Annotated in this window: 13 protein-coding genes; 12 read left to right on the top strand and 1 reads right to left on the bottom strand. The window is 36.3% G+C overall.

All coding sequences use genetic code 11. The features are described from left to right. The first annotated feature begins 2 nt into the window (after window positions 1-2). The 4 genes from WH188_RS16760 (at window position 3) to WH188_RS16745 (ending at window position 4410) form a co-directional block, all read left to right on the top strand. Window positions 3-1046 carry a sensor histidine kinase gene (locus tag WH188_RS16760; RefSeq protein WP_339424427.1) on the top strand — a complete coding sequence of 348 codons (1044 nt, stop codon included), beginning with the start codon at window positions 3-5 and terminating at the stop codon, window positions 1044-1046. After that, window positions 1039-1779 carry a LytR/AlgR family response regulator transcription factor gene (locus tag WH188_RS16755; RefSeq protein WP_132842306.1) on the top strand — a complete coding sequence of 247 codons (741 nt, stop codon included), beginning with the start codon at window positions 1039-1041 and terminating at the stop codon, window positions 1777-1779. Before WH188_RS16760 ends, WH188_RS16755 begins: the two co-directional genes overlap by 8 nt. A gap of 36 nt (window positions 1780-1815) precedes the next feature. Beyond that, window positions 1816-3246, top strand: a complete 1431-nt coding sequence (locus tag WH188_RS16750; protein ID WP_168126950.1) for a serine hydrolase — start codon at window positions 1816-1818, stop codon at window positions 3244-3246. A 180-nt stretch (window positions 3247-3426) separates the two neighbouring features. Then, window positions 3427-4410, top strand: coding sequence for a 2-hydroxyacid dehydrogenase (locus tag WH188_RS16745; RefSeq protein ID WP_168126951.1), 984 nt, complete (start codon window positions 3427-3429; stop codon window positions 4408-4410). Between the two features lie 123 nt (window positions 4411-4533). Here WH188_RS16745 and WH188_RS16740 read toward each other — a convergent pair whose 3' ends face one another. Then, a complete protein-coding gene (locus WH188_RS16740; RefSeq protein WP_168126952.1) occupies window positions 4534-5385 on the bottom strand; it encodes a mechanosensitive ion channel family protein in 852 nt (283 codons plus the stop codon). Window positions 5386-5521: 136 nt separating this feature from the next. Between WH188_RS16740 and WH188_RS16735 the strand changes: the two genes are divergently transcribed. The 8 genes from WH188_RS16735 (at window position 5522) to WH188_RS16700 (ending at window position 13606) form a co-directional block, all read left to right on the top strand. After that, window positions 5522-6391, top strand: coding sequence for an AraC family transcriptional regulator (locus WH188_RS16735; protein WP_021189138.1), 870 nt, complete (start codon window positions 5522-5524; stop codon window positions 6389-6391). 2 nt (window positions 6392-6393) lie between these two features. Continuing rightward, window positions 6394-6828 carry a DUF983 domain-containing protein gene (locus tag WH188_RS16730; RefSeq protein WP_168126953.1) on the top strand — a complete coding sequence of 145 codons (435 nt, stop codon included), beginning with the start codon at window positions 6394-6396 and terminating at the stop codon, window positions 6826-6828. A 25-nt stretch (window positions 6829-6853) separates the two neighbouring features. Then, entirely contained in the window at window positions 6854-8038 is a 1185-nt protein-coding gene (locus WH188_RS16725) for a cysteine desulfurase family protein (RefSeq protein ID WP_168126954.1), read from the top strand. Between the two features lie 90 nt (window positions 8039-8128). Next, window positions 8129-8455 (top strand): HesB/IscA family protein, encoded by a 327-nt coding sequence (locus WH188_RS16720; RefSeq protein ID WP_021189141.1) that lies wholly within the window; start codon window positions 8129-8131, stop codon window positions 8453-8455. Between the two features lie 285 nt (window positions 8456-8740). Beyond that, entirely contained in the window at window positions 8741-9748 is a 1008-nt protein-coding gene (gene asnA / locus WH188_RS16715) for an aspartate--ammonia ligase (RefSeq protein ID WP_168126955.1), read from the top strand. 76 nt (window positions 9749-9824) lie between these two features. Beyond that, window positions 9825-11129, top strand: a complete 1305-nt coding sequence (locus WH188_RS16710) for a DEAD/DEAH box helicase (RefSeq protein ID WP_168126956.1) — start codon at window positions 9825-9827, stop codon at window positions 11127-11129. A 142-nt stretch (window positions 11130-11271) separates the two neighbouring features. Beyond that, window positions 11272-13131, top strand: a complete 1860-nt coding sequence (locus WH188_RS16705) for a CocE/NonD family hydrolase (protein ID WP_168126957.1) — start codon at window positions 11272-11274, stop codon at window positions 13129-13131. Window positions 13132-13138: 7 nt separating this feature from the next. Further along, window positions 13139-13606, top strand: a complete 468-nt coding sequence (locus WH188_RS16700; protein ID WP_168126958.1) for a hypothetical protein — start codon at window positions 13139-13141, stop codon at window positions 13604-13606. Window position 13607 lies beyond the last annotated feature (1 nt).

The raw sequence follows: 13607 nt of genomic DNA, 5'->3' as shown, positions 1-13607 counted from the left end.
ACATGAAGGATAAACTTTTATTGCAGAATAAAAATAAACTGATTTTAATCATTTGTTTAAGCATATTGCTTGGCTACTTTGTCATGCAATATGCTTTAATGTATAGGTCCGGGTTTCCAAGCGAAATAACAATAAAGGACTCCATCATCAACAGTTTAATGATGATGCTCTGTTGCTATGCAATTTCCACCACGCTCAATTACTATATACCTAAACCTAACCAAATCTGGAAGGTGCTTATTATAGGCTTCATTATGAGCGGCATAAGCATTCTTGGAAGCCGACTGGTCGTTCAATATTATCTTCCGAAGGAGCATTTAAAAATCTATGACCTCATTATTCCTTATCGCTATATTGTTAATTTTTTAATCTTAACATCAGTAGCTATTTTCATTATTGTATGGAATATACAGGAAGAATATATTTCTAACATCAAAAGAAAGCAAGATTCGGAGAATCAACTGCGTGAAGCAGAACTGTACAACCTAAGACAGCAATTACAGCCTCATTTCCTTTTTAACAGTCTCAATTCCATTATTGCTTTAATAGGTAGTAAGCCAGATCAGGCCCGCAATATGACCTTTCAATTGTCCGATTTTTTAAGGGGTACACTCCGAAAGGAAAATAACCAGTTGATCGTACTTCAAGAGGAATTAAACCATCTCGAACTATACTTAGATATTGAAAAAGTAAGATTCGGTCACCGGCTTAATATCCACATTGATCATGACCAAGATGTTTTATCGACCAAAATACCGGCGATGATTTTGCAACCGCTAGTTGAAAACGCTATTAAACATGGCCTATACAATGTAACAGAAAATGTAACCATCAGCATTAAATGTTTCTTAGAAAATAAAACATTACATGTTTCGATAGAAAATCCCTTTGAGCCAGGTGAATCCGTGCAATCTAAAGGAACAGGCTTTGGGCTTACCAGTATTCAACGGCGCTTATTTCTTCTTTTTGGAAGAAATGACCTACTAACAACACAAACCGAACAAAATATATTTACAAGCAGTATCAAAATCCCGCAATATGATTAAAGTTATCCTTATAGATGATGAACCTCTAGCGCGTTCTATCTTAGTAGAGTACCTGAGCAAAGATCCGTTAGTTTCTATTGTTGCAGAGTGTGGAGATGGATTTGAAGGAGTAAAAGCAATACAGCAACACCAACCAGACTTACTCTTTCTAGATGTTCAAATGCCTAAATTAACAGGCTTCGAAATGTTGGAATTAGTCGAAAACCCACCCGCAGTAATCTTTACAACAGCATTTGATGACTATGCACTCAAAGCTTTTGAAAAAAATGCGATTGACTATCTGATGAAACCAATTTCACCGAACAGATTTAAGCAAGCATTCGAGAAGTTTAAATTAAGTTTTTCAAAACCAAATGCAGAACCGGCACCTAATTATGAAGCAGTCATTCATCAAGAGGAGTCAAAACTAGACCGCATCGTTGTAAAAACAGGAACACAGATTAAAATAATACCCGTTCCACAGATTAAATATCTGGAAGCTTATGATGACTATGTGAAAATTCATACAGCAGATGGTCTCTATCTGAAAAATAAAACAATGGCTTTCTTTGAAAAGCATCTCGATGAACAGACATTCGTTAGAATACACCGTTCTTATATCATCAAGATCGATCAGCTGGCACGCATTGAACCTTGGGAAAAAGATAGCTTTGTCGCTATTTTAATAACCGGTGAAAAGCTTAACATCAGTAAATCTGGATATGCCAGATTAAAACAAATGATTGGCATATAAATAAAGTTTATGTAAATTTGTAGCAGTATAATCATTATGAAAAATTTTATTGCTGCACTTTTACTCAGTAGCTCATTGACTGCTGTTGCTCAAAATTCTAATCAAGAACAAATTAATCACACGTTCTATAATAAAATAGAATTTTTTATCAATTCACAACAGACAGATTCCATTTATAAACTGGCGAATGAAAATTTTAAGAGAGCAGTACCTTATTCTTCTTTAAAAAACTTACTGGAAAATGAGATTTATCCGTTAGGTAGGATCAAACATGCTGAAAAAATAAACTACAGTAATGGAGTAAATCAATATCGTGTAGATTTCACAGATAAATCCTTTCAGGTTCCTTTCGGTGTGGATAGCACGTTGCATTACCACACTTTAGGTTTTCAACCCGTAACAAAACCTGTTGCAGAGAAACAGGCACCCGTATTAACAAATACCGTTGTCGAAAATAAAGTTGATTTTTTCATTGATTCTGCTGCCAATATTTATACCAAAAAGGGGAATACACAATCTTTAGCAATTGGTATCATAAAAAATGGTCAGTTAAATACCTACTTTTATGGTGAGACTGAAAAAGGAAATAAAATTCTACCCACAAGCAGTACCCTGTATGAAATAGGTTCACTGTCAAAAATCTTCACGGCTACATTATTAGCGGATTTCGTTCAAAGTGGAACATTAAGTTTAGAACAGCATATCGTTGATTTTTTACCTGATTCATTAAAAATAAATCCTAGCTTACAAAAGATAACGTTTAAAACCTTAGCAAATCATACTTCCGGTTTGCCCCGATTACCAGATAATCTTGATAAAACAAAAGGTTTTGACCCCAACAACCCGTACAAAAATTATGATAGGAAATATTTACACCAATATTTGGCAACTTTCAAAGCCGAAAATGAAAGCGGAGAAAAATATGAATATAGTAATCTTGGGTATGCATTATTAGGAGATATATTAACATCACTCCATAAAAAAAGTTACAACACGGAAATTCAGGAAATTATCGCAAAACCTTTAGGCTTAACATCGACTACTGATGTTCTAAATCCTAAAACACAATATCTGCCAAAAGTCTATAACATAAAAGGAGAAGAAACGAAAGCATGGGATTTTCAAATTTTTAGTGCGGCTGGAGGTTTAAAATCGACTGTTACCGATTTAATGACCTTTGCGCAGACACAGTTCAAAATGCCGGAAACGCAATTGGAGAACGCTATGGCACTGACACGTCAGTTCACATATTTCCTTCCTCCTAGCACAGACATTGGTCTGGCTTGGCACATGGATTTATTGGATGATATTACTTACTGTTACCACACAGGTGGTACAGGTGGAAGCAGTTCATTCATAGCTATTGCACCAGATAAAAAAACAGCGGTAGTTTTACTTTCCAATGCTGCCGAATCTATTGAGACAACTGGATTATCGATTTTCCATTTTCTACTTTCTCAAAAATAAGATAAAGCAACCATTCAAATAGTTAGGGGACATATTATGCAATATGTCCCCTATTTTTTTAATCGTCTCCATAAAATAATGATGAACCAATGAGATATCGATTTGTTTTTACATATATAATTACATCATAAATAAAACAAATTTAGCTAAGTTTGGTAATAGAAAATTGATTTTAAGCGTATGAAAGTTTTTATCTGCAGAACAATTCCTCAAAAAGCGATTGATAGTTTACAACAAGCTGGTTTTGATATCTCTTATCGCACAGAACCCGGGAAGATACTTCAATCAGATTTAATTAATGCCTGTAAACAGGTAGATTATTTATTTGCCGCCGGACATAATCTGCTAGATGAAAAATTTTTCGAACAATGTAGTCATCTTAAGGGAATAGCATTGATGAGTGCCGGATATGACAGTGTTGACCTTGAAGCCGCAACCAAATATGGTATTCCTGTAAGCAATACACCTGATGTGTTATCCAACGCAACTGCTGATATCGCTTTTCTATTAATGCTCGCAGTGTCGCGAAAAGCGTTTTTCATGAACCGAAAAATCATGAATAACGAATGGAAAGATTTTGAATTAACGGAACACCTCGGAGTGGAGCTTGATGGAAAAACTTTAGGAATTTTTGGATTAGGCCGTATTGGTTTTGAACTAGCAAGGAAAGCCAAAGCGGCTTATAATATGGATATCATTTATTACAATAGACAACCAAACAGTAATGCAAAACGACTTTTGGATGCTACTTACGTAAATTATGATGAATTATTAACCCGAAGTGATGTGCTATCGGTTCATGCGAATCTTACAGCAGAGACGAAAGGGAAATTTAATAAAGAAGCCTTCAAAAGAATGAAAAACACAGCTATATTCATCAATACAGCACGTGGGGGATTACATCAAGAAGAAGATTTGTACACGGCATTAACAAGCGGAGAACTGTGGGGAGCTGGTCTAGATGTCACTAACCCTGAGCCTATGGCATTTGACAATCCACTGCTTAGCTTACCCAACCTGGCTGTATTGCCCCATATCGGATCTGCTACAACAGAAGCTAGGGATAATATGGCGTTAATGGCAGCACATAATTTGATCGCCGCTAATAAGCACATCAAAATGCCTCAAATTTTAAACAAAGAGATTTATGAAAATAATATATAAATTCATCAATAAAATCAATAAACTGATTTTACCGCGGTATGCAAAGAAAGATCCTTCAAAACTAAAAAAGTACCAACAAGCTATATTAGCTTATCGGTACTTTATTTTGATCCGATCACTCGATTAAGATTTCATAATGCGGTCCTGTCCCCCCTTTAGATCCGAAATAATACGCATCTCAGTCTGTGGATAAGGAATGCTGATATTATGTTTATCCAAAGCATTTTTAATAGCTTCTTGATTTTCATTGTTCGCTGGCCAAAAATCTTCCTTTTTTGTCCATGCACGAATGGTTAGATTAACGGAACTATCTCCCAACCCTTTCACAAAAACCTCAACTGGAGGAGTTTTCAGAATACGTGAATCATTATGGAGTACGTCCATAATAATTTCCCGCGCTTCCTTAATATTGGCATCATATGAAATACCGACCGTATACTCAAAACGGCGATTGGTAATTTTGGTAAAATTTTGAATAACAGAATTTGCTAAGGGACCATTTGGACTAAATACACGAACGCCATCTCCAGCAATTAACGTCGTATATAAAATATCAATCCTTTCCACAGTGCCCGATGTACCGTTACTGCTGCTCACATAGTCTCCAACTTCGAAAGGTCTAAATAAAAGAATCAGTACCCCGCCCGCAAAATTACTTAAACTGCCCTGCAATGCTAAACCTGCGGCCAGACCAAACGCTGATAAAGCGGCAATAAAGGAAGTTGTTTCAATTCCCATGGTACTCGCTACTGTTAGGAATAATAGGGCGTAAAATACAACACGCAAGATACTCATCGCAAATCCCCGTATTGATAAGTCTACATTACGTTTTTCAAATCTCCTACTGATCAGGCCAAGTAAAAATTTGACAATGTAGCTTCCAACGATTAATATAATAATCCCTGTAATAATACTTGGTGTCTTTAAAAGTACAACTTCTAGTAACGTATCCAGACTGCTTTCTAATCTATTCATTTGTTATCTGTTTTTGTTTCTCATAAATATAACAATTGAGTCACGAATTGGCAATAAAATTATCAATCGTTGAAAAACACCATAAAATCGATAATTAAATCAGTTGCAAATGTGATTTTTGAAGTAAATTTGTAATGTGATAAAGAAAAGTACCATACCCGTATTAGATAACTGCTCCATCAATAACGATTCGAGCAGCCTCTTATTTGTCGATCATCTTGCTGATTACATCGCTATGCATCACAATATGGTATTTCCGCATAAACACAATTTCTACCATTTTGTGCTCTTTACAAATGGTTCCGGCAATCACCTGATCGATTTTGAGAAACACGAAATAGAAGCATATCAAATCTACTTTATGGCCCCGGGGCAAGTTCACACTTGGAATTTCAACGGTGATGAAGAAGGTTTTGTTGTAAACTTTGATCCGGAATACTTTCAATCTTTCTTATTACGAACGGATTATTTAAACCGTTTCTCGTTTTTAAGCGGTCAGAATGATCAGATTGTATTTACAATTCCCGAGTCGAATAGACAAGACGCTGTAAAAATATTTGAGGCATTTTACCAGACAAGTAAAAATCCGACTGCTAGCGATTTAATACGGGTGAGCTTACTTCAGCTATTGCTCTGGATTGAATCTTGGCATGGTACAAAAACAGAAAAGGCGAGTAATCCCTATAATTATACCATATTCCACAATTACCAGCGTTTAGTGGAAAAGAATTTTAAAGAGATTAGATTACCTAAAGCATATGCGGAACAGTTATTTATTACTCCCAATCATTTAAATGCCATCTGTAAATCCTATATCGGAAGTGCAGCAGGAGAAATAATACGAGAACGCGTATTACTTGAAGCAAAGCGATTATTAGTCAATAAAAATCTTAATATTAATGAGATCGCTATCGAGTTGAATTTTAATGACAACTCTTATTTTACTAAATTTTTTAAAAAAGCTACTGGATTAACACCCGATGAATTCAGAAAAAACAACAGTTAGATATGAAAGAGAAGGAAACTACTTACGAATTATCAGAATTTAAAGCCGCCAGCAAGGCACTATGTCCACGCTGTCGTAAAGGAAAAATATTCACAGGGAATACTTATGGCTTTAAAACACAAAAAATGAACACACATTGTGATTATTGTGGTTTACGCTACGAACGTGAACCCGGTTATTTCTACGTGTCAATGTTTGTGAGTTATGCATTCACCGTTGCTGAGATGATAACAGCCTGTGTAGCAACTTATATACTAACGGGAAATGACAGTTCTTTTTGGCTTTACTCCATTGTGGCACTTGTAACCGTTTTTGTATTGAGCCCTTTCAATTACCGTTATTCCAGAGTGGTACTGATGTACTGGTTGAGTCCAGGATTGAATTACAATCCGAATATCAAACAAAAAGAAATCAACCCCACATCAAGGACTTTATAAACAAGATAATATTTACCTTTATACAATGAAGGAGTTAATTTATCTCGACAATAATGCAACAACTAAAATCATGGATGAAGTATGGGATACCATGGTACCCTATTTCATCCATAATTATGCAAATGCATCCAGTGTGTATCATAGCATGGGGCGTGAAGCCAACGGAGCAATAGAAAAAGCCCGTCTACAGGTTGCCCGATCTCTTAACTGTCAACCTAAAGAGATCTTTTTCAATTCAGGTGCAACCGAATCCATTAACACAGTACTAAAAGGAATTTATAAAAATTATAAATCCAAAGGCAATCACATCATTACAGTCAAAACAGAGCACAAAGCTGTTTTAGAAACCCTGCTACAATTAGAAAAAGAGGGGGCTTTAGTTACCTATCTTGATGTTGATCACACTGGAAAAATAGATTTAAGTGTTCTAGAAGAGCATATTACGGCACAGACCATATTAGTCTGTATTATGGCCGCAAATAATGAAACCGGTTATATCCACCCTATTCAGGAAATTGCGGCGTTATGCAAAGATAAAGACTGTTTATATTTTTGTGATGCTACACAATACATTGGCAAAATCCCACTTAACCTTGCTCACATCCCCATTGACATACTATGTTTAAGTGCTCACAAACTCCATGGACCAAAAGGCATCGGCGCATTATTCATCCGTCGCAAGTCCAAACCCATCCAAATCAGTGCACTGATTACAGGAGGAGGGCAAGAAAATGGTTTTCGGGCAGGTACATACAATGTCCCCAATATTGTTGGTCTCGGATCAGCAATAACCCACATACAGCATCATGAAAGAGATTTTGAGCATACGATTCAATTGAGGGAATATTTAGAAAATGCATTAAGTAAAATCCCTGCAACTTATATTCATGCAAAGACTACTTCACGTTTACCTAACACCACGTCGATCTGTTTCAAGCATTTACTTGCGAGCGAGCTCATGACCCATTGTCCACAATTAGCATTATCATCCGGTTCTGCATGTGTTAGTGGTACCAGAGACCCGTCTCACGTACTACTTGCAATGGGGGTTTCAAAAGAAGATGTGTTAGCAACAGTACGATTCAGTATAAGCAGATTGACAACAAAAGAAGAAGTAGACACCACCACTAGGCTCATTACAGAAGCAGTGACAAAAATTAGACAAAACTCTCCTATCTGGCAACTCTTCCAAGCCGGTCTTATTACTTAATTATTACATTTAGGGTCAGATTTGTATTGGAAATAAAAAAGAAGTTAGCGTAATTTGTACTATTCAATATTAATATAATTATTCAGCGATATGGTAACCGTTACAGACAAAGCAAAATCTCGAATTGAAGAGATAATGAGTACTGAAAAATATGACAGCAGTTATTTTGTGCGTGTTGCTGTTGAAAGTGGAGGTTGTTCAGGCCTAAGCTATAAACTGCATTTCGATAACGAAGAAAAAAAAGGTGATCAGTTTTGTGAAGATAAAGGTGTTAAAGTATGTTTAGATATCAAGTCATTCTTATATCTAGCTGGAACAGAGCTTGACTATTCTGATGGATTAGATGGTAAAGGATTTGAATTCCATAATCCAAATGCCACAAGAACTTGTGCTTGCGGTGAAAGTTTCTCCGTTTAAAAAAACAAACATATAAAAAATATTGGAGGTCGCCATATCAAAATGGCGACCTCCTTATTTTTTTAAGATCTCATCAATTCAGGCAATTTCTTGCCATCACATCAAAAATATATCAATCTGGAAATAAATTTACCAACAATACCTTGTTATGTCTGAAATATTGCTATTTTTGAGGAAAATTGAGGGAATCAGAATTTGTTTTGAGTATTACTCTATACAGATTCTTAACAGATACAAATAAAAAATAGATAACTAAGAGGCTATTTTTTGATATATATACATTTCATGGATAAAAGAAAGTTATTAAAAACTGAAGTTGCTATTAGTTTTGTAAAGGATACTTTTGCACAACAACTTAGAAATAATTTAGGATTGATTCCTATCTCATCACCTTTGGTTGTACTTGATGGTACAGGTATAAATGATGATTTAAATGGCATCGAAAGACCAGTAGCCTTCCCTATCAAAGCGCTACAGGAACGTAAGGCTGTTGTTGTTCACTCACTAGCAAAATGGAAGCGCTTAAGATTAAAAGAGCTTGAACTTGAGGTTGGAGAGGGCATATTGACAGATATGCGTGCATTACGTCCTGATGAGGACTATACGCCGATTCACTCTATCTATGTAGATCAATGGGATTGGGAAAAAACAATCTCCGCAGAACAGAGAACATTTTCTTTTCTACAAGATACCGTTCTAAAAATATATGATGCTTTACGTTTCACTGAAAAGCAAGTAGAACGTCAATACCCAGATATTAAATCTGTTTTACCTGAAGAGATTACCTTTATTTCTTCAGAAGAATTGTTGCAAAAATATCCAACATTCACACCTAAAGAGCGTGAAAATGCCATTGCAAAAGAGCATGGCGCTGTATTTATCTATGGTATAGGTGGAATTTTATCGAATGGCGAAGCTCATGATGGACGTGCAGCAGATTACGATGACTGGAGTACTGAAAATGGAAGTGGAACAAATGGATTAAATGGGGATATCTTAGTTTGGAATCCTATTTTAAACACTGCATTTGAACTATCTTCTATGGGCGTACGTGTAGACAAAACTGCGTTAGAGCGACAGCTTAAAATTAGAAATAATGCTGAACGCGCAACATTATCATTCCACAAAATGTTGTTAAATGATGAGTTGCCAGAAGCCATCGGTGGTGGAATCGGACAATCACGTGTATGCATGTTTATGCTTAAAAAAGCACATATTGGTGAAGTTCAGGTCAGTATATGGGATGAACAGGAAAAACAATCATTACAAGATAAAGGAATTCATTTATTATAATTGAATCCATAAACATAAAAAAAGGTCTGCTTACGGCAGACCTTTTTTTATGTAATACTTTGTGTACTTTTGCAACATGCAAATAGACGCCATATTACAAAAACTCCATATCTCTTCGCTGAATGACATGCAGAATGAGGTCATGGATAAATTCAAAGAAAAAGAAAATCTCATCTTACTTTCACCAACCGGTTCAGGTAAAACATTAGCTTTTGCACTTGCTTTGATGAAAACATTAAACAAAGATGTAGCTGACGTCCAATCTTTGATCCTTGTACCCACCCGCGAATTGGCTTTGCAGATTGAATCCGTATTAAAAAGAGTTGCTACCGGTTTTAAAATCACCTGTTGCTATGGCGGTCATGATACCAAGACTGAAAGAAACAATTTAAAGAATCCTCCTGCTATCCTCATTGGTACACCAGGTCGTATTGTTTATCATCTTGAAGGAAACCACTTTGATCCGACACAAATCAAGACGCTGGTTTTGGATGAATTTGATAAATCATTGGAATTAGGTTTTCAGGATCAGATGTCTTTTATAATTGACTACTTAACTAACTTAGAAACACGCATCTTAACGTCGGCTACCGCAATGAAAGAAATACCTGATTTCACAGGCATTTCTGCTGCAACGGAGGTTAATTTTCTAAGTCACATACAAAGTGCACCAGCGTTAACGATAAAAAAGATTGTTGCTCCAATCCATAAAAAATTAGAAGCGCTATTTCAATTGCTATGCAAAATAGGTAATCAAAAAGTACTTATCTTTTGTAATCATCGCGATGCTGTTGACCACATCAGCGAATTGCTACAAAACCGTGATATCATACATGATGTATTCCACGGCGGACTGGAACAAAGTGATCGCGAACTTGCACTCTTGAAATTTAGAAACAATAGCAATCATATCTTAATCACGACCGACCTTGCTGCCCGAGGACTTGATATCCCTGAAATCGATGCCATTATCCATTATCAGTTACCTTACCGTGAAGATGATTTCACACATAGAAATGGTAGAACAGCACGTATGCAAGCAAAAGGAAAAGTATTTATCATCTTAAAACCTGACGAAGATTATCCATATGTGGCGGATGATATCGAAATCGAAGAAATCGATGGTGAATATAAGCTACCTGAAAACTCTGATTTCGCTACCCTATACTTTTCAGCAGGTAAAAAAGATAAAGTCAACAAAATTGATCTCGTTGGCTTCTTACTTAACCTCGAGGGAATAGAAAAAAGTGATGTCGGTATTATTGAAGTTAAAGACAGGGAATCTTTCGTTGCTGTCAAACGCTCTTTAGTTAGCACCATACTTAAACATTCTAACCTCGGTAAGATTAAAGGCAAAAAGATTAGAATATTGAGAAGCTAGGCTATTCCTATCCTCTCCCAAAAACAGATAACTGTTATTAAAAAAGGCCAAATTAAATCATGATATTTAATCTGGCTTTTTTTTTAATCCAGTCTTTATTCATTTTTCTTATCTTGTCCTATCGTAAAATTAATCTAATACCATGAACAAAGTATTTTTAGCTTTTTCAGTGCTTGCAACAACCTTTTCATTTCAAGTAAAGGCTCAGTCAATCCTCGAAACAGACTATGTTAAAAAGAATTATGATAAAAAGGAAATTTCAGTTCCGACGCGTGATGGGGTCAAATTATTTACCACCATCTACACACCAAAAGACAAAAGTCAGCAATATCCTGTTTTATTAAACCGCACCCCTTATACCGTAGGCCCTTATGGTGAAGATAAATACAAAGAGACATTAGGGAATTTCCCGGCAATGACTTTAGAAGGTTACATCTTTGTTTACCAAGATGTACGTGGCAAATGGATGAGCGAAGGAAACTTTGAAGATATAAGACCGACAAACTTAAAAAAAGGAAAAAAAGATATTGATGAAAGTACGGATACCTATGACTTACTAGAATGGCTCAGCAAAAACCTAAAGAACTACAATGGTAAAGCAGGCATGTACGGCATTTCTTATCCAGGATTTTACTCCACAGTAAGTCTTACGAAAACACATCCATCATTAAAAGCAGTATCACCGCAAGCTCCCGTAACAAACTGGTACCTGGGCGATGACTTTCATCACAATGGCGTACTTTTCACAGGAGATGCATTTAAATTCATGTCCAGCTTCGGTATTCCTAGACCTAAACCCATTACGCCAGATCAGGCACCCAAGACTTTTCAATATCCTTCAAAAGATGTTTATCAGTTCTACATGAATGCCGGGACAGCGAAAAACCTCAAAGACAACTATTTTGCCGATTCTATCAAATTTTGGAATGATGTCTTTGACCACCCGCATTATGATCAGTTTTGGAAAGATAGAGAGATATTACCGCACTTAACCGATGTTAAACCAGCCGTTATGGTAGTTGGAGGCTTTTTTGATGCCGAAGATGCCTACGGAACATTTGAAACTTACAAAGCGATCGAAAAACAAAACCCAAAGAATAATTCGATTCTTGTGGCTGGCCCTTGGTTTCACGGAGGCTGGGTACGTGGTGACGGTAGCTCTTTTGGTGATATTCAATTTGACCAGAAAACAAGTGTGACGTATCAGGAAAAATTTGAACTACCCTTTTTCAATTATTATCTGAAAGGGAAGGGTGATTTTAAGGGGGCAGAAGCGAATATCTTTGTAACAGGAAGCAACCAATGGAAATCATTTGATAAATGGCCTCCAAAAGATGTAGAGGACAAAAAACTCTACCTACAACCTCAAGGCAAACTAGGGTTTGAAAAAGTAGGACGTACAGATTCTTGGGATGAATATGTTAGTGATCCTAACAAACCTGTACCTTATCAAGGTGGTGTTATGGAGAGCAGGACACGTGAGTACATGATCGACGACCAGCGTTTCGCCTCATCTAGACCCGATGTTATGGTTTATCAAACAGAACCTTTAAACGAAGATATCACAATAGTTGGCCCCATTAAAAACTTCCTAAAAGTATCAACCTCTGGAACAGACGCAGATTATGTCGTAAAACTTATTGATGTCTACCCTGCAAACAGTCCATCCTCCAACAATAAAGTTATGGATGGCTACCAAATGCTGGTTCGCGGTGAAATTATGGCTGGAAAATATCGGAATGGATTTGAGAAGGCAGAACCTATGCAACCGGATTTTGTTACTGCGGTTAACTATAGCATGCCTGATGTAGCGCATACGTTCAAAAAAGGACACCGCATCATGATTCAGGTACAAAATACCTGGTTTCCAATTGCAGAACGTAATCCACAGCAGTTTTTTGAAGGTTATGAAGCCAAAGCGAGTGACTACAGGAAAGCAACACATCGTATTTTTCATGATCACAACAATTCGTCATATATTGAATTTTCGATCTTAAAATAGAAAAAGCATGCTTTACCATTTCTTTCTTGCCCTACATTCGGCTAGCAGATGGATGATCGTCGTTTGTCTTATCGCATTATTAGTACGTGCCTATATGGGCTGGAAAAAAAAGTATCACATGAAACCGTATGATTATATACTACAGATAGTAACGTTAATCTTACTTTACATACAGTTTATAGTAGGATTAACACTCTATTTTGAAAGTCCGATCGTACATTATTTTATCAAAAATTTTAATGAAGCCATCAAACTGCGTCAGGTACGTTTTTTTGGAATGGAACACATCACCATGATGACTATTGGCCTTTTAGTGTTTACCATTGGATATATAAAGGCCCGTAAACAACAAAGCAGTGTAGCTAAATTCAAAACGATATTTATCTACACTGCTTGGGCTATATGCATTATCTTCACCTCTATCCCGTGGGAATTTTCACCTTTAACGAGTAGACCTAGCTTCAGAATGTTTTAAT

Source organism: Sphingobacterium sp. MYb388, from assembly GCF_037479535.1.
Classification (GTDB): domain Bacteria; phylum Bacteroidota; class Bacteroidia; order Sphingobacteriales; family Sphingobacteriaceae; genus Sphingobacterium; species Sphingobacterium anhuiense.
The sequence above is the reverse complement of the archived record's forward strand: the minus strand, read 5'-3'. Positions and strand labels throughout refer to the sequence as shown.

Coding starts and splice junctions, on each gene's coding strand:
- WH188_RS16710 (WP_168126956.1), top strand. CDS start 9,825: ATGCAAATAGACGCCATATTACAAAAACTCCATATCTCTTCGCTGAAT.
- WH188_RS16730 (WP_168126953.1), top strand. CDS start 6,394: ATGAAAGAGAAGGAAACTACTTACGAATTATCAGAATTTAAAGCCGCC.
- WH188_RS16725 (WP_168126954.1), top strand. CDS start 6,854: ATGAAGGAGTTAATTTATCTCGACAATAATGCAACAACTAAAATCATG.
- WH188_RS16745 (WP_168126951.1), top strand. CDS start 3,427: ATGAAAGTTTTTATCTGCAGAACAATTCCTCAAAAAGCGATTGATAGT.
- WH188_RS16740 (WP_168126952.1), bottom strand. CDS start 5,385: ATGAATAGATTAGAAAGCAGTCTGGATACGTTACTAGAAGTTGTACTT.
- asnA (WP_168126955.1), top strand. CDS start 8,741: ATGGATAAAAGAAAGTTATTAAAAACTGAAGTTGCTATTAGTTTTGTA.
- WH188_RS16700 (WP_168126958.1), top strand. CDS start 13,139: ATGCTTTACCATTTCTTTCTTGCCCTACATTCGGCTAGCAGATGGATG.
- WH188_RS16705 (WP_168126957.1), top strand. CDS start 11,272: ATGAACAAAGTATTTTTAGCTTTTTCAGTGCTTGCAACAACCTTTTCA.
- WH188_RS16755 (WP_132842306.1), top strand. CDS start 1,039: ATGATTAAAGTTATCCTTATAGATGATGAACCTCTAGCGCGTTCTATC.
- WH188_RS16750 (WP_168126950.1), top strand. CDS start 1,816: ATGAAAAATTTTATTGCTGCACTTTTACTCAGTAGCTCATTGACTGCT.
- WH188_RS16720 (WP_021189141.1), top strand. CDS start 8,129: ATGGTAACCGTTACAGACAAAGCAAAATCTCGAATTGAAGAGATAATG.
- WH188_RS16760 (WP_339424427.1), top strand. CDS start 3: ATGAAGGATAAACTTTTATTGCAGAATAAAAATAAACTGATTTTAATC.